Annotated in this window: 7 protein-coding genes; 2 read left to right on the top strand and 5 right to left on the bottom strand. The window is 61.2% G+C overall.

Annotation, left to right across the window (positions count from 1 at the left end):
• Positions 1-42 precede the first annotated feature (42 nt).
• Positions 43-3,669: a TonB-dependent receptor gene (locus OHL18_RS17280; protein ID WP_263376119.1), complete on the bottom strand. Its 3,627-nt coding sequence runs from the start codon at positions 3,667-3,669 to the stop codon at positions 43-45.
• 583 nt (positions 3,670-4,252) lie between these two features.
• On the opposite strand from OHL18_RS17280, the gene OHL18_RS17285 reads away from it, so the two are divergent.
• Positions 4,253-5,020: an IclR family transcriptional regulator gene (locus tag OHL18_RS17285; protein WP_263376120.1), complete on the top strand. Its 768-nt coding sequence runs from the start codon at positions 4,253-4,255 to the stop codon at positions 5,018-5,020.
• Between the two features lie 87 nt (positions 5,021-5,107).
• Here OHL18_RS17285 and OHL18_RS17290 read toward each other — a convergent pair whose 3' ends face one another.
• A complete protein-coding gene (locus OHL18_RS17290) occupies positions 5,108-6,199 on the bottom strand; it encodes a LacI family DNA-binding transcriptional regulator (RefSeq protein ID WP_263376121.1) in 1,092 nt (363 codons plus the stop codon).
• Between the two features lie 236 nt (positions 6,200-6,435).
• Here OHL18_RS17290 and OHL18_RS17295 point away from each other — a divergent pair, with 236 nt between their 5' ends.
• Positions 6,436-10,101, top strand: a complete 3,666-nt coding sequence (locus tag OHL18_RS17295) for a TonB-dependent receptor (RefSeq protein WP_263376122.1) — start codon at positions 6,436-6,438, stop codon at positions 10,099-10,101.
• 58 nt (positions 10,102-10,159) lie between these two features.
• On the opposite strand, the gene OHL18_RS17300 is transcribed toward OHL18_RS17295, so the two are convergent.
• From OHL18_RS17300 to OHL18_RS17310, 3 genes are read right to left on the bottom strand one after another with little or no spacing between them, the layout of a single operon-like run.
• Complete coding sequence (locus OHL18_RS17300; RefSeq protein ID WP_263376123.1) at positions 10,160-13,381, bottom strand: DNA polymerase III subunit alpha; 3,222 nt, start codon at positions 13,379-13,381, stop codon at positions 10,160-10,162.
• Complete coding sequence (locus tag OHL18_RS17305) at positions 13,374-14,879, bottom strand: DNA polymerase Y family protein (RefSeq protein ID WP_263376124.1); 1,506 nt, start codon at positions 14,877-14,879, stop codon at positions 13,374-13,376. Before OHL18_RS17305 ends, OHL18_RS17300 begins: the two co-directional genes overlap by 8 nt.
• The gene (locus OHL18_RS17310; RefSeq protein WP_263376125.1) at positions 14,876-16,054 is read right to left on the bottom strand and encodes a RecA family protein; all 1,179 of its coding nucleotides are present in this window, start codon (positions 16,052-16,054) and stop codon (positions 14,876-14,878) included. The genes OHL18_RS17305 and OHL18_RS17310 overlap by 4 nt, the downstream gene beginning before the upstream one ends.
• Between the last annotated feature and the right edge of the window lie 162 nt (positions 16,055-16,216).

The following is a 16,216-nucleotide window of genomic DNA, read 5'->3' on the forward strand; positions in this document are numbered from 1 at the left end:
ACACCGTTACCGGAGCCAGGGCTTTGGAGGAGATGGATTCGCCTAGAACGTGTACTTCACGGCGAGCAACATGGTGCGTTGGGTGAACTTCGCATCCGTAACACCAGCGTTGGCAGCCACTGTGGGCGTGAACGTGACGTTGTCCGGGGTGGTGAACTTCAGGGTGACCGGATCGGTGCTGCTGTATCCGGGGAGCGGGTGGTTCAGGAAGTTGAACGCCGTACCGCGGATCTCGAAGGCCTGCTTCTCGGTGATGTGGAAGGTCTTGTAGATGCCGAGGTCGGAGTTGAAGTATGCCGGAAGGCTGAGGTACGGCGCCTGACGGATACCAACCTGACCGATCTGCGGAACTCCGAAGCAACCAAGGTTCACGTGCTGATAGTGGCCGAGGTTTGCAGTCGGGTTGCAGGTAAGGATGGGCAGCACACTCTGCGAAGGCGTTCCGTAGAAGGTGGAAGAGCCGATGGTGTACTTGGTCTCCACGTTGGTGACAGGGTCGGTGTAGTCGTGCGTGAGGGTGAGGCCGAGGTTCTGGCTGGTGTTCGCCTGGATGTTTCCGCCAGCCTGCCAGGTGGTGGTGCCGGTTACGGTCCAGCCGTTGACAGCGCCGCCGACGAAACGATTGCCGTGAACGAACGAGGGCAGATCGTAGGCGTAGGAGGTGTTGACGACGTGCGGACGGTCGATGTTCAGGACGCCGTAGTTGTTACGCACATTGAAGGCATCGAGTGTGCTCGAGACGATGCCGAGGGACTTCGACCAGGTGTAGTTCACGTTGTAGGATGCGTGTCCGGCCTGCTTGACCAGGCTGACCTGCGCGCCGTTGTAGTTCGCGTAACCCTTGTGGGTATTCACCGAGATGGCAGCCGAGCCGTAGCCCTGGTAGTAGGGGTAGTAGTCGATGGGATCGCTCTCGGGGTTCGCGGGAGCGGGAGCTCCGGTGACCGGGTCAGCCTTGAAGAGGCCGCCGAGCGGGATCTTGTTTTGGTTGACGAAGCCCGAACCGCCCACACCGGAGCCGTTGCTCTGGCCGCCCATGAGGATGTTCTGGGTGTTGTTGCCGACGTACGCCACTTCGAGCAGCATGGCGTGCGGCAGGCGCTGCGAGATGGTCATGTTGTAGGCGTAAGTAACGCCCGTCTTGTCGTCGGTGGGATCGGTCGCGTAGACGCTTGAAGGAAGCGCTCCGAGAGCGGATGCGTTGGTGCCGAGAGCTCCGATCTCCTTCAGCGTGATGGCTTCGCCGCCGTTGGAGTTGAAGGTCTTCACGCCAAGCGCGGTGCCGAGCGGACCCGCGTAGTCGTTGTACTGGTCGTTCCAGCGATAGGCTGCCCAGCCGCCACGAACAACGGTCGCGCCGTTGCCTTTGACGTCATAGGCGAGACCAAGGCGTGGCTCCGGCAGGACTGACTGTACCGGCGATCCACCGTTGGGAATGCTCTTGTCGATCGCGTGCCAGTAGACGCCAGGGTAGGCCTTTCCAGCGGCGACATCAGCGGCGTAGCGAGCCGGCTCCCAGGTGGCGAGACCCGTCCCGGTGGCATCCTGCCAGCGGCCAAGGTGCTCAAGACGGACGCCGAGGTTGAGGGTGAGGTGCTGGGTGATCTTCCAGTTGTCGAGCAGGTAACCGGCCACGGTGGTGTAGTGCATGTCATCGACTGGGTTGATGCTGTTCTGCGTGAAGCCGCTGGTGATGCCCAACAGAAAGTTCGCGAGCGGGTTTGCGGTCCCGATGGTCAGGCCGGTGATCTGGTCGACCTTGGAGCCACTGGCGAAGGAGAGATCGCCGTTGGCGTAGCCGTAAGTCCCCTGCTTGTTGCCGGCGCGGCTCCAGTAGAAGCCAGCCTTGAAGGTGTGGGTCTTGTAGACGTAGGTAAAGTCATCGGCCACGGAGGGCGACTTCTTGTTCGAGTTGTAGGTTCCGCCCTGCTGGAAGAGGTCGGGCTGCGAGATATCGGGCAGGGTGCGCGGGCCGGGCGAGTTGATCGAGGGCACCAGCGTCGATGCCGAGTTGTAGACCGATCCGTAAGGATAGCCGAGGGTCGAGATCTGCATCGCCTTCAGGTTCGCGGCCGCGAACGGGTTGTCGAGCCAGCCGGCCGAGACGCGGAGTTCGTTCGTCGAAGCGGAGCTGAAGACGTGGATGAAGCTTCCGCTGAGTACGTGCGAGTGGACCGGGCTGATGAGCGGGCCGCCGGGGTAGGCGACTGCCTGGCCGGGGTTGTAGTAGATGTGAGCGACGGAGGTCTCGGAGTCGCTGCCGTACTGGTAGCTGCCGAAGATCTTGTTCTTGTCGCTCAGGTTGTAGTCGACGCGACCGCGGTAGACGTAGCCATCATGCGAGTTCGAGGGCTGGAGGAAGTAGTTGTAGCCGGAGCTGTTGGTGGATGGGTCGGTATTCGCCGCCGGGAACAGCTTGAGCAGGGCGAGTGCGCCGGGATCGAGGTACACGGTGGGAATCTGGGTTCCGGTGAGAGGAGTTCCATCGGGAGCATAACCGCCGGTGAGCGCCTGGCAGAAGTCGGTCGAGCCGGTGCTGGCGGCGCAGAGCTTCGCGTTGTCCGGATCGGTCAGGCTGAAGTTACCCGCACGCATCGCGGTGGTCGGAACCCAGGAGGTGAGTGGCGATGAGGCCGGAAGCGTCTGGCGGAAGTCTTCGTAGCCAGCCCAGAAGATGAGCTTCCGCGCTTTGTTGAAGCCAGTGTGCGGAATGAGGATCGGGCCGCCGATGCTGCCACCTGGGTAGTAGTACGAAGCCGAGGGGCGAGCGGTGGGAGTAGAGCTGTGCTTGTCCTGCCAGGTGTTGGCGTTCAGCACGCCGTTGCGGGCGTAGAAGTATGCCTGGCCGTGGAACTCTGACCCCCCGGAGCGGCTGATGTTGTTGATGACTACGGGACCCTGCGCTGCATCAGCGCCGAAGTTCGAGGTCTGGACCTTGACCTCCTGGGTCATGTCCGGGTTGACGGTCGCGATCGACCAGCAGGCGCAGCCTGGGTCGATGATGCTTGCACCGTCGAGCAGATACGCCGTACCGCCACGGTAGGGAGCGCCGTTGGTGTTGAGGCCGACGCCGACCGCTGAACCGGACGAGCCGTTGTCGGTGAAGTCGAAGCCTGTGCCGTTGCCGGTGCCACTGGCGGTCGTGGTGACGCCGGGAAGGATCTTGAGCAGCTCGGACATGTTGCGGCTCGCGATGGGCAGGCGCTCGATGTCATGGGTGCTGAGCAGTGCACTGCGCTCGGCAGAGTCCTGGGGGGCGATCTCGTTGACGCTGCTGGCGACGGTGACCGTGTCGTTCGAGCCGCCGATCTCAAGCGTGAGGTTGCTGAGCGCGCGGACGTCGCCGGGGTTGACCGAGACATCGGACTGGCGGAAGCCGCGGAAGCCCTGCGCGGTGATCTCGACTGTGTAGGTGCCGGGGATAAGGCCAGCGAAGGTGAAGTATCCCGCGCCGTTGGACTCGATCTTGCGCTGGTCCTTGCTGGCGTTGTTGGTGATGGCGACGGTTGCGCCGGGGATGACCGCGCCGGTTGGATCTGTGACTGTGCCGGAGAGGCTGGCAGTGGTCTGGGCGTAGAGGGAGTGAACGCTTGTACCCACAAAGGTGAGCAGGAGGACGAGCAGAGTCAGGCTCTGCTGCCGTATGGCGTCTCTTAGGTTGAATCGCATGGGTGTGGCCTCGTTGAAGGGTTGTTTGACGACCGGCTTACTAGTAAACCGATTCAGTAAATCGATTTAGTTTTTAGACCACCTAAACGCCTGATTTGAAAGTCGGAAACAGGCTTTTAGGAGGTGTAAGGCGTTATTGCGTGGCTGGAGATGCACCCGCCCGGGATGATTCGGGAAGCTGGAGGTTCCGGCGATTTGGGTGCGGCAAAAAGACGGAGCGCTCTGTATCCAGGACGACACATAGCCGGGCGCAAGAGTGCGCCTGAATGGGTTCCACGGGATATGCGCTCATACTTCCGAAGTTCATGGTGATCTGTGGACTGACCTTTTGGATGCGGCTGTCTCACCACTGGCGAAACATATTTTGCATCCATGAAAACCATGTGATACATGACCGAACTAACGACTGTCAAGGACGCTTCTATGGCGGGAATCCGGCGGAGGTAGAGAGCCACTCGCGATTCGTGCGAGGTATGATGCCTCGTCTGTGCAAAGTCTCCTTTACGGTTCGGGCTCTCCGCGGTCACGGGGAGGCGCGGTGGCGATGCCGGTCTGGTTCAACAGCGTTATTGGAAGGAAGATCGTGGCGAAAGAAGCAAAGGTAGTAAGTTATGCGACCCCGGCGTTGGACAAGGGGCTGGACGTGATTGAGCTGCTCGCGGGCCAGACAGAGGGGATGACAAAGAGCCAGCTCGCGCGGGCGCTGAACCGGACGGTGTCGGAGATCTTCCGCATGCTGTTGACGCTCGAGCAGCGCGGGTACATCGCGCAGGTGGGGGATGATCGCTACTCACTGACGTTGAAGCTGTTCAAGCTGGTGCACGAGCATCCGCCGACGGAGCGGCTGCTGGCGAGCGCGCTTCCGGTCATGCAGCGGCTGGCACATCAGACGCTGCAGTCCTGCCATCTCGGCGTCCTTGAGACCAGCCGGGTGGTGATTCTTTCGCAGGTGAACGCGCCTACGGACGTCGGCTTTTATGTGAAGCCGGGATCGACGGTGGACCTGATGGCTGCCGCCAGCGGATATGTGATTCTTGCCCACCAGAAGGAAGATCAGCGGGAGAGGACGCTTGCGGACTGGATGCGGGATACCGGGAAGGCTCTGCCGCGTGATCTGAACGCGCACCTGGGCCGGATCTGCAACGACGGATATGAAAAGCGTGAGAGCTACCTCGTAAAGGGCGTCGTGAACATCAGCTTTCCGGTGCTCGACGATCGCGGCTCGGCTCTGGGGGCGTTGACGGTGCCTTATATCCGGGCTTTGGGGGGCGTCGTTATGGATGACGTCATCAAGCCATTAGGAGCCGCGGCGGCGGAGATTACGGCTGCGATCGGCGGGTCGGTTCCGTAGCGCAGAACCCCGAAACCGCATGCTGATCGACCTTGAATCCATGCCGTCCGCAAGCCCAGCTGGACAGACTCTCCAGTGGCATCTGCTTCAACCGGCCCTTCCTTTCTTCTTACTCTTCCGGACGGCGGTTGAGCTTCTGACGATCAGCTCTGGCGATGCCTTCACCAGGAGCGATGGCCCAGCCGTCGGCAAGTTCTTAATCTTGACGGCGTGAAGGATGTGTTCCGCGGCCTTGAGTCCCATCTCGTTGAGCGGCTGGCGAATAGTGCTGATGGACGGTGTGGCGACCCGCGCCGGGAGAACATCGTCGAAGCCCATCACCGAGCAATCTTCGGGCACACGGACACCGGCCTCTGTAAGTCCACGAACGACACCGAGGGCGGTGAGGTCGTCGAAGGCGAGTACCGCTGAGAAAGATCGCCCTGAAGCCAGCATCTCGGTTGCAAGCCGGCAGCCGCCCTCGAAGCCTGACTCCGGGTCAGCCAGCGCGGGCAGCTCGAAGACCAGACGCGGGTCGAGCGTGATGCCGCTTTCGTTCGCTACGCGTTGAATGCCTTGCCAGCGCGGCTCACTATCGCTCATGCCCTGGGGGCCGCGGATGACCGCGATCTTTTTGTGGCCGAGATCGCTGAGGTGCTGCATTGCCAGCGCACCGCCGGCCTCGTTGTCGACCAGGATCGAGTTGATACCGCGTGAGGTAAGGTCGCGGCCAACGATGATGATGGGAACGTTGTTCTTGCGGACATCGGCGAGCAGGTTGGTCTCTTCGAAGACCCAACTTGCGATGACGATAAGACCCTCCGCGCGGCGCTCGAGCAGCAGGTTGAGATAGCCGTCGAAGAGCTTGCGCTGGGTCTGCGCGTCCATGACCAGGGGCAGGTAGTCAGCGGAGTGGAGGCCGGACTGGATGCCGCGCATGATGGGGATGCAGAAGGGATCGGAGAGATCGAACGCCAGCACGCCGATGGTCTGCGTGCTGCGGCGGCGGAGTGAGCGGGCATGGGCGTCGGGGTGGTAGCCAAGCTGGCGGGCCATCGCCCGGACGTGCTCTCGCGTGGCGGCCGCGACATTTTGCGAGAGCGGAGCTTCGCTAAGAACGATGGAGACGGTCGAGACGGAGAATCCACTGGCACGCGCGACGTCAGTGAGGGTCACATGGCCAGATTTTTTTTGCGGCATTCTTCGTCACCTCGGTGGATTTGGCGGTTTTGTTTCGCGCGATCGCCGTGCGCGAAGATCACGGGCGGCGCGTCCGGCGGCAGAAATCCTGATCGCCGGCCTCTACAGGATTTTTCGCTTGACATGCTGAAGATCGAGTCCTATACCTATCACTCAAAGACATTCAAACGTTTGAACCACAATAATCTGGCGCAAATTTCCCGTCAATTCAAATTCCAGCGATTCGGAGGCTACCCATGTTCCTTGGCCGAATGAGCAACTCCTCTTCCCTGCGGAGGCTCTCCCTGTTTGTGAGCCTTCTCGTCTTGAGCGCGATCCCGGCATTCTCCCAGGCGGGCCGAGGTGGCATCAGCGGCACCATCACCGACCCCAGCGGAGCTGTCGTTTCCGGTGCGACGGTGACCCTGCTCAACAGCGCGAACGGGGCGACCCAGCACACACGCACCACGGCGGCGGGCCTTTACACCTTCGTCTCCCTGAACCCCGGGCAGTACAAGGTTACGGCGACCAAGGACGGCTTTGAGAGCGTCGCGCAGGAAAATGTCACGATCACGGTCGACCAGGTCAGCACCGTCAACATCGCGCTCCATGTGGGCTCGGCATCGGACGTCGTGAACGTGACCGAGACGAGCGACCTTGCTGAGACCAGCAACTCGACCGTGGGACAGTTGATCACGGCGGAGACCATCGATCGCGTTCCGCTGCTTACCCGCAACGTCTTCGACCTCATCCAGTTGAGCGCGGGTGTCACTCCGGCGAACGGAGCCAATAACTCTTCGAGTTCCTTTGCCATCACCAACATCTCGAGCGGCAGGCCCGGAGTCGATGTTTCGTCCTACACGATCAACGGATCGATCGTTGGATCGGTCTACTACATGGTGGACGGAAGCCCGGTGGGCATCGCGGAGAACAACGCGGCGGCGATCATCCCGGCACTCGAGATTCCCGAAGACGGCGTGGACGAGGTACGTGTGGAGACGCAGAACACCCCGGCTTCCTATCAAAGCGGCGGTGCAGGCGTGATCAGCCTGGCCACCAAGTCCGGAGGCAACCACTTCCACGGCGACGGCTTCGTCGTCATTCGACCGGATGTGCTGGCGGCCAATGAGTACTTCAACAAACAGAGCCAGCTAAGCAGCGGCGCAGCCAACACGCCCCCGTCGTTCCATCGCTACCAGGAGGGCGGCGCGATTGGCGGCCCCATCAAGCGCGACAAGATCTTCTTCTTTGGCGACTACGAAGCGACACAGCAGCAGCAGTTCGACGGCTCCAACATATTTACGGTGCCGACGAGCGCGGAACGCACGGGCGATTTCTCTGCCGACTCGTTCACCATCTACGACCCGACGAAGCCCGACAATCCGGATGGCACACGCCAGGCATTCGCCGGCAACAAGATCGCCAATCCTAACCCCATTGCGCTTGCATTTCTCGCGAAGATGCCTAAGTGCAACGTGGGTGCTTCCTGCGACTCGGACCCGACTGGCGCGGTGAATAACTTCTACGCTCCGGGTCTCGATCCGACCACGGCACAACGCTTCGATGTCCGCGTGGACTGGATCCAGAGCGAGAAGCAGCGGGTCTTCGGGCGCTTCTCCTTCGACCGGCTGTTCACCTCCACCTTCAACGCGTTCGGTAATGCGTATGACCTGAACTACGCGCAGAACGTGACGAATGGCCGCAACATCCTGCTCGCGGACGACTACACACTGAATGCCAATACGGTGCTGCAACTGCGCTACTCGTTTACCCGGCACTTCGAGAACCAGGGCGGCGATCCGGCGCAGAATGGCACCGACCTTACCGCGCTGGGCTTTCCGGCCGCGCTGGCAGCGCAGGAGGTCTTCAAGGTGCTTCCGTTCATGACCTTCGGCGATGTAGGCGGCGGCGTGGGCGGAACGGCAGACTACAACACGTTCCGTTATGCCAGCGAAAACAGTGACGCAAGCGCGACGCTGACCAAGGTCCTGGGCAAGCACGAGATCGACTTCGGCTTCGAATACATGAAGCGATTCCTGAATGTGGGCCAGCCGCCTGCGGCCTCGGGTTCCTATGCCTTCGACATCAGCGGCACCGATCAATCCGTTGCAAGCAGCGTGGGCGGCAGCGACTTCGCCTCCTTCCTGGCGGGCATTGGGACGCAGCCTGGCACCGAATCGGGAGACTACCCCAACTTCACGAAGGACATCTTCGCCGCCGAGTCCAGCCCGTACTACGCTTCTTTCGTTGAAGACACCTTCCGCCCAACAAAGAAGATCACCATCACCGCCGGTCTCCGCTGGGACATCTTTGGCGGACGTACCGAGCGGCACAACCGTCTCGAATACTTCAATCCGAATGCAGCGAATTCAGTGAGCGGCGTCTCCTATACCGGGGCCGAGATCTACGCAAGCAGTGGCGCACGTTCTCCGTTTGCGACGAACCTTAAGGACTTCGGCCCTCGTCTCGGGTTCTCGTGGCAGCCTGTGGACCATCTCGTTCTGCGCGGCGGTGCGGGATACTACTACGGCCCAAGCACCCACATGGTCGCAGGTACCGGTCAGGACAGCGACGGCTTCTCCTCGCAGACGCAGTGGGACGCCACCTGTTTCAACGCCGACGGCAACACGACCTACAACGGAACCTCGGGTTGCCAGGGAGCGGCAGAAGGCGCTCCAGCACCCAGCACAACCGGGATCTACTCGTTGAGCAACCCGTTCCCCAACGGTGTGGTGCAACTGATCTCTTCGCCCACCGGACTGGCCAACAATCTAGGCACAACATTGCAAACGGTCCTCCACTCGCAACGAACGCCAACAACTTACAACTTCAATCTTGGAGTGGAGTATGAGTTGCCACACCAGGTGATTCTGAGTGTCGGCTACGTGGGCAGCCGCGGGCTCTTCATCCCCCTGGGAACTGCCGACCTCAACCAGCTCGACCTCGGCACAATTGGGAAGTATGGCTACTCGCTCTGCGTAGACACTTCGAATCCAGCCTGCACCATGGTGCCGAATACCTATGCCAGCCTGGAGCCAGCGACCAATGCCAACTATGGATCGGCAACGATCCCGCTATGGGCATCGCTGCAGCAGTTTCCACAGTTTGGCAGCGGTAACTATGGCGCGGGCAACGGAGTCATCATCCACGGCTATCCCGGTGGCGATTCCGACTACAGCTCTCTGCAAACCAAAGTACAGAAACGCCTGACAAAGCACTTCACGACGCTGGCCTCGTTCACCTGGGCGAAGCTGATCACGGATGATGGGAACCCGCCGCTCGGATTCGTTGGAACTCACGCTGGGAGCCCGCAGGACTGGAAGAACCTGAACCTGGAACACTCCATCAGCCCGCAGGACGTCAAGTATCAGTTCACCGGCCATGTGTCATACGATCTTCCCATCGGCCAGGGCCGTGCGCTCGATCTGGGGCGCATTGGAAACGCAGCGCTTGGAGGATGGACTGCTAATGGCATTCTTTACTTGAGCACGGGAGTTCCGATCGCTTCGCCGATCGTCGGAGCCTCCATCTCCTACTTCAACCAGCGGCCGAACCTGACCTGTGATCCGAGCAAGGGCGCTCCACATACCACGACCACCTGGTTCAACTTTGGATGCTTCGCACTCCCTTCGAGTCAGTTCGTACCCGGAGGAGCACCAGCGTATCTCGATCATGTCCGGACGAACGGATCGAACGACGTCGATCTATCGCTGTACAAGGTATATACACTTCGTGGTGAACAAGCGGTTCGCTTTGAGGTGTCCGCATACAACATCGCTAATCGGCCACAGTTTGGCGCACCGAACGTGCCCAGCATCACTTCTGTGGAAACACAACCGTCGGTTGCAGCAACCTTCGGACAGATTACCTCGACCATCAACACGCCGCGCCAGTTCCAGTTCGGGGCGCGCTACACGTTCTAACCTGCATTCAGCAGCCATCAACTGGAGCCATTCTCTTAGGAGGATGGCTCTTTTTTCTTCAATGAAAGTCATGTGAGCGCACTTCGATCGCCGCGGCGTGCAGGTGCTCCAGGGACTCCGCCTTCACATGCACGACTCCATCCTGGTTCTGCAGCTTGCCATAGACCTTGAGGAACCGCCCGCGCGTGACGAGGACGCGCTCACGCTCGTAGAGCTGCGGTGTGATGATGATGTTCGAGATCCCCGTCTCGTCTTCCATCGAGAGAAAGATGAAGCCTTGCGCCGTGCCCGGACGTTGGCGGGCTATGACCGAACCGGCAGCTATGACGCGGCGACCATCGGGTTGAAGACGCAGCTCGAGCGCGGAAGAGACTCCCATGCCTCTCAGCTCGCGACGACGGTAGGCCATGGGATGAGGGCCGGTAGTAAGGCCTGTGCCGGAGTAGTCTGCGACCAGCCGCTCGTCCGTCTTCATCTTCAGCAGTGGCGAATGGGATGACTGAGGCGCCGCTTCGCTCTGTTGGAGCAAGGGGCCGACGGGACGACTTACCTGCTCGATCTGCCAGATGGCGTCGCGCCTGTGCTCGACGCCGCCGAGCGAGTTGAGAGCACCGATCCGCGCTAACTGCGCGAGGTCGCTACGGTTCAATGCAGGCACACGCAGGGAAAGGTCCTCGACACTTTGGAAGGGGCCGCCTGCATGGCGTGCGCTCACCAGCAGCGACGCTGTAGCCGCTTTCAGGGAACGGGCGTAGTTCAATCCGAGGCGCAAGGAGAGTAAGCCACTGGGCTCGTGCTCTACCGTGCAGCAGATCTGCGAGATCTGCACATCGATGGGCTTCACGCGGAGGCCATGAAGCTGCGCATCTTTCACCAGAGTGGCCGCCGTGTAGAAGCCCATCGGCTGGTTGTTGAGCATCGCGCAGGTGAAGGCCGCGAGATACTTCACCTTGAAGTAGGCCGAGGCATAGGCGATCAGAGCAAAGCTGGCGGCGTGCGATTCAGGAAATCCATACAGCGCGAAGGACTGGATGCTCTGCACGATCACGTCCTGCGTCTCGGCGGCTATGGCGTTCGCGTCCATGCCCTTGCGCAGCTTTACCATCAGCTCTTCCATTCGCTTCCAAGAGCGCCTCATGCCGACGGCCTTGCGCAGCTCCTCGGCTTCTGTTCCGGTGAAGTTGCCTACGATCATCGCCATGCGAAGCAGCTGCTCCTGAAACAGAGGCACACCAAGCGTCCGTTCCAGTACAGGCTTAAGCGCTTCAACCGGATAGGTGACTTCTTCTCTTCCCTGCCGGCGGCGCATGTACGGATGCATCATCTTGCCGACGATGGGACCGGGGCGGATGATCGCCACCTGCACGACGAGGTCGTAGAACTTCGTTGGAGCATTGCGCGGTATGGAGGCCATCTGGGCGCGGCTCTCTACCTGGAACATGCCCACTGTGTCCGCACGGCGCAGGGTCGCATAGACTTCTGGATCGTCGGCGGGGAGTTGCGCAAGGTCGACAGCGTCGCCGTAGTGCTCGGGGATCAGCGTGAGGCAATCTTTCATCACGGCCATCATGCCCAGGCCGAGCAGGTCGATCTTGACCAGGCCAAGTTCGGCGCAGTCTTCCTTGTCCCACTGCACCACGCTGCGGCCAGGCATGGAGGCGCGCTCGAGCGGAACCACCTTGTTCAGGCTGCCCTGGCAGATGACCATGCCGCCCGAGTGCTGGCCGAGATGTCGCGGCAGGTCCTGGATGCGTTCGCACAGCTCGACATACTTGGCGATGCGCCAGTGGCCGAGGTCGAAGCCTGCATGGCGGAAGTTGTCCCCGAGAGTCTCGTCCTTCTTGCGCCACTCCCAATGGCCGATGAGGCTGGAGAGGCGGCCCAACGTCTCCTCATCGAAGCCAAGCGCCTTGCCGACCTCGCGGGCAGCGGATTTGCCGCGATAGGTGATGACATTTGCGGTCATCGCCGCGCCAAGCTCGCCGTAGCGTTGATAGACGTACTGGATGGCCTGCTCTCGCTTATCGCCCGAGGGCAGATCGAGATCGACGTCCGGCCACTCGTTGCGATTCTCGTTGAGGAAGCGCTCGAAGAGCAGATCCATGCCAACCGGATCGATGGCGGTGATCTCTAGCGTATAACAGACGACCGAGTTCGCCGCGCTGCCTCTTCCCTGGATCAGGATGTCGTTCGCTTTACAGAAGCGGACGATGTCCCACACGATCAGGAAGTAGCCTGCGAAGCCGAGCTTTTCAATCAGCGCGAGTTCGCGCTCGGCCTGCTTCTTCGCGCGCTTATGCAGATCGGTGTCTCGCTTCGGCAGGTAGCGGCTTTCGATGCCTTCGGCGACGCGCTTGCGCAGGAAGACCTCCATCGGTTCGCCACTTGGTGTGTCGAAGCGCGGAAACTCATAGCCAAGGTCGTTCAGTTCGAACTGGAGACGCTGTGAGACCAGCAGCGTGTTCTCGATCGCCTCGGGAAGATCGCTGAAGATGCGGCGCATCGCGCTGGCGCTGCGAACCTGTCGCTGCGAGTTGGATTGCAGCAGACGGCCCGCCTCATCGAGCGAGACGTGGTGCCGAATGGAGGTGAAGACGTCGAGCATCTCGCGCTCGTACTGCGTCGCATAGCGAACTCCGTTGGTTGCGAGGATGGGCAAACGAAGGCTCTCCGCGATGCGAAGCGCGGCCTGGTTGCGGGCTTCCTCGGCGCGATCGCCGTGACGCTGCAACTCGACATAGACGTTGCCGTGGCCGAAGAGTTCGGTGAGTTGTTCGACACATTGACGGCCTGCCTCTTCACCGCCTGCGTGAAGAGCGGACGCGAGAGGGCCTTCCTCTCCGCCAGTAAGACAAATCAGTCCATCGCGAAACTCCGCAAGGTCGTCGATTCGCGCCGCACCTTCGCTCTTGATCGGCTCACGCATCTTGAAGCGCGTGATGAGTTGGCAAAGGTTTTGATATCCAGCGCGCGAGGTGCATAGCAACGGGAGCCGTACCGGCTCTGCCCTGTGTTGATGAGGCAGCCACTCCGGCGGTTGCAGGCGATCTTCAAGATCACTGACTGCGATCTCCGCGCCAATGTGGGCGCGCACTCCATTCTCCTTCGCTGCAGAATGAAACCGCGCGGCACCGTAGAAGCCGTTGCGATCGAGCAGCGCGATGGCGGGCATATTCGCTTCGGCGGCGGCTCGAATAAGGCCCTCGGGCTGCGATGCGCCTTCAAGAAAGCTGAACGCACTCGCGGCATGAAGCTCAATGTATTCCGTGGCATCAGTCATAGAGCGCGTCCATCTGCCAGCGGTCGCCAAGCAGATCGTGGGTGATGAGACACAGCAGCGAGTTTCCCGAATCTGCAGCAGCCTGCACGTCCCACTCTTCGCGCGACCATACGTCTGATGACCACCAGTCGCCACTCTGACGCCATGGGCCGTATGCCTGCTCCACCTTGTAGAGCCTGCTGTTGAACCAGAACGAGGCCAGTCTACGACCTTCATGGTGGACAGAAAGATTAACCGGAGGGCGGCAGCGGCGAAGCGCAACGGCGTGCCTTGCTGGCTCGTCTTGAACCGTCGACTTCGGAACAGTGAAGCGCTCCATTTTGAAGCTGTCCGAGCGATGCCTGTCGAGCAGAACGGCCTTGCCTACGCGATCCTCGCCGACAAGCGCGGCGATGCGCGCCAGCGTTACATCGAGGCGCGTGGGTTCAGGCAGTTGTGGCGCGAAGAGGCCCATCTGCACCTTGCTGCGATCGCCGGGTTCGGCGTGGAGGAAGATGTTGCTCACGCCCGCAGATGGGGGATGCGCCTGTAGATCGAGGTGCAGCAGCTTCAGCAGCACGTCCCTTTGCGCCACCGGCAGTGCTGGTTTGATCGTGCGCTCATGCTCGGTGCCGCCATCAAGGCCCAGCTTGATCGTCACGCTTGCCAGCGCGTAGCAGCGGTTCAACGCCCGGGCAAGAAGCTGGTCGAGCATGGGGCCAACGATGAAGAGCAGCGAGTCGAGCATCTCTACAGGCGCATCGAAGGCGATGAACTCTTCGAGAGAAAATGCCGGCTCTTCCGGAACCATCAGGTGCGGATGTTCGCCGCGCGCAAGCAGCCTTAGCCGCTTGCCTTCCTGCCCGAGGCGTACGACGAGGTCTACCTCCGGCAGTGCGGCAAGATCTCCCAGGGTGTGCAGCCCCCATAGCGATAGCGTCTCCGCTTGCTGCGACGTGAGATCGAGCGCGGCGAGCGGCAGCGGACGCAGGTGTTGCTGCTCCTGTCCCGCCAGGATCAAGACAGGACGCCTGCGAGCAGACGGAGCGATGCAGACGGCCGCATGCAGATTGGCGCTTGCAGCCAACTGCACGAAGAAATGAAGCGGCTTCATGGCGCGGGCGATTGCGTCTATCGATCGTTCAATCGGGCCAAAGATGCGCGACGTGCCGGTCATGTCGAGCGCCATCACAAAGGCCGTTCCGGCTGACCTCTGAATCTCGATCCGTGGAGTGAATCTCGCAGCCGTCTCCACCAGAACAGAGCGGGCGACACGCTCCTCCGCTGCTGAACGTCGAAAGACGGTGACGCCAGCAAACATCTCCAGTTCTGCAACCGTCATGCCTTGTGCGACACCGAGCCGGATGGCCCGAGTATTCGCGCTACAGACCTGCTCGAGCGGCGGATCGCCTTCCACGACAACGACCGGCGACTGTGACTTCTCCGGTCGCAGACGCAGCAGCGCCTGCACCGGGAACTCCGGCACATGGACGCAGATGTAGAGAGGCTCACTTATCACGGTTGCCCCCATGCGGCATGGCTCGCCCATTGGCCGGGGCGTTCAGGCTGCGGCGGCTTGCGGATGGAGACCACGCGGTCCGCTCTCTCTTCAGACCTGCTGCGTTCGATGGCGGCGCGATAGCGGATGCCGGTCATGACGCGACTTTGCGCTTCCATGGCACCGGTCTCAAGCCGCACCACAAGCTCTGCACTACTTCGCGCGCAGGGATGCTGCGTCAGGAGCAGAAGGCTTGTCCGGGAGCGCTCGCAGGCAGCACGAAACCGGAACCACGTCGCCAACGGAATGCGCCATGCGATCTCCGCTGGGGTGCTACCGAGGTCAAGCACGATGGCACCAAAGCCACCGCCCTGCAGCAGCAGATCCGTAGCGCGTATCGCCTGGTCGAGCGCAGGCCACGGTGCTCGAGCCACGGATTTGCCGGCTCTCATGCCATCCAGCACGGATGCCTTTTGGATCGGCATACGTTCCTTGGAAGTGATCTGCGGCGCGCGCCGGGGCTGCGGTTCAGCACATCGGGAAGCGATGGCGAGATTCTCGCCGCGCCTCGGCGGCAGGCGGTCAGAGTTCACCTGCTCTTCTCGTGGGCCGGACTGCTTAGTAAGCGGACGGTTGGGAGCGCCAGGCGTGCCGATGGACTTCTTCTCCCGGCGAAGCTGGTGGTCTAGCAATCCACCATGAGCCTGAAGCAGCTTGCCGATCGCCTGCGGCATGTCCCTGCCCTCAGAGCGCGGATGCGGGCTTCCGCCTCCGTTGTGGCGCGGCTGCGTGTTTGAAGCAAGGCCAGGGCACAGCTCACTCTGTCGCTTTGGGGTGAGAGCCTGCATCCGTGGCTGTCCGCATCGCACCCAGAGCAGGCGTTCGAGATCCATGCCATTGGCGGCCACGCTTTCGATGCAGAGGGAGTCGGCCACATCGATCCACGCGCAGACGGTATCCGTCCGGGCAAGAGCCGTGAGATAGGCCAGCGCCAACGAGGTGCGCCCCGAGCCCTCCGCGCCGACCAGTTCGGTGATGGCACCCTCGGCGACACCGGATTGCAGCAGGCCGTCTACTGCGTCAATACCGGATAGAACTCCTTGCCTGACTGTCTTCGCTGCGGGAGACAGAGCGGCTGGCACCCTGTCGGCGAGAGTGGCTTCGATCTGTCTGCGGAGAGTCTGGGCGAGAGGCATATATTCGCCTTATCTTCGCCTTATTCTTCTCGCCATGCAATGGCACTGCACAGTCTGCAGTGCAACTTTGGGCAAAAGTCGAGGCAAACAAAGGCGTTAGATTTCCGCTTCCACTGCCTCTGAATCCGAGCTTGAGATCCAGAATCACCTTCTTCACCATGC

This window comes from Granulicella aggregans (assembly GCF_025685565.1).
Taxonomy (GTDB): domain Bacteria; phylum Acidobacteriota; class Terriglobia; order Terriglobales; family Acidobacteriaceae; genus Edaphobacter; species Edaphobacter aggregans_B.

Coding starts and splice junctions, on each gene's coding strand:
- OHL18_RS17310 (WP_263376125.1), bottom strand. CDS start 16,054: ATGCCTCTCGCCCAGACTCTCCGCAGACAGATCGAAGCCACTCTCGCC.
- OHL18_RS17295 (WP_263376122.1), top strand. CDS start 6,436: ATGTTCCTTGGCCGAATGAGCAACTCCTCTTCCCTGCGGAGGCTCTCC.
- OHL18_RS17280 (WP_263376119.1), bottom strand. CDS start 3,669: ATGCGATTCAACCTAAGAGACGCCATACGGCAGCAGAGCCTGACTCTG.
- OHL18_RS17290 (WP_263376121.1), bottom strand. CDS start 6,199: ATGCCGCAAAAAAAATCTGGCCATGTGACCCTCACTGACGTCGCGCGT.
- OHL18_RS17300 (WP_263376123.1), bottom strand. CDS start 13,381: ATGACTGATGCCACGGAATACATTGAGCTTCATGCCGCGAGTGCGTTC.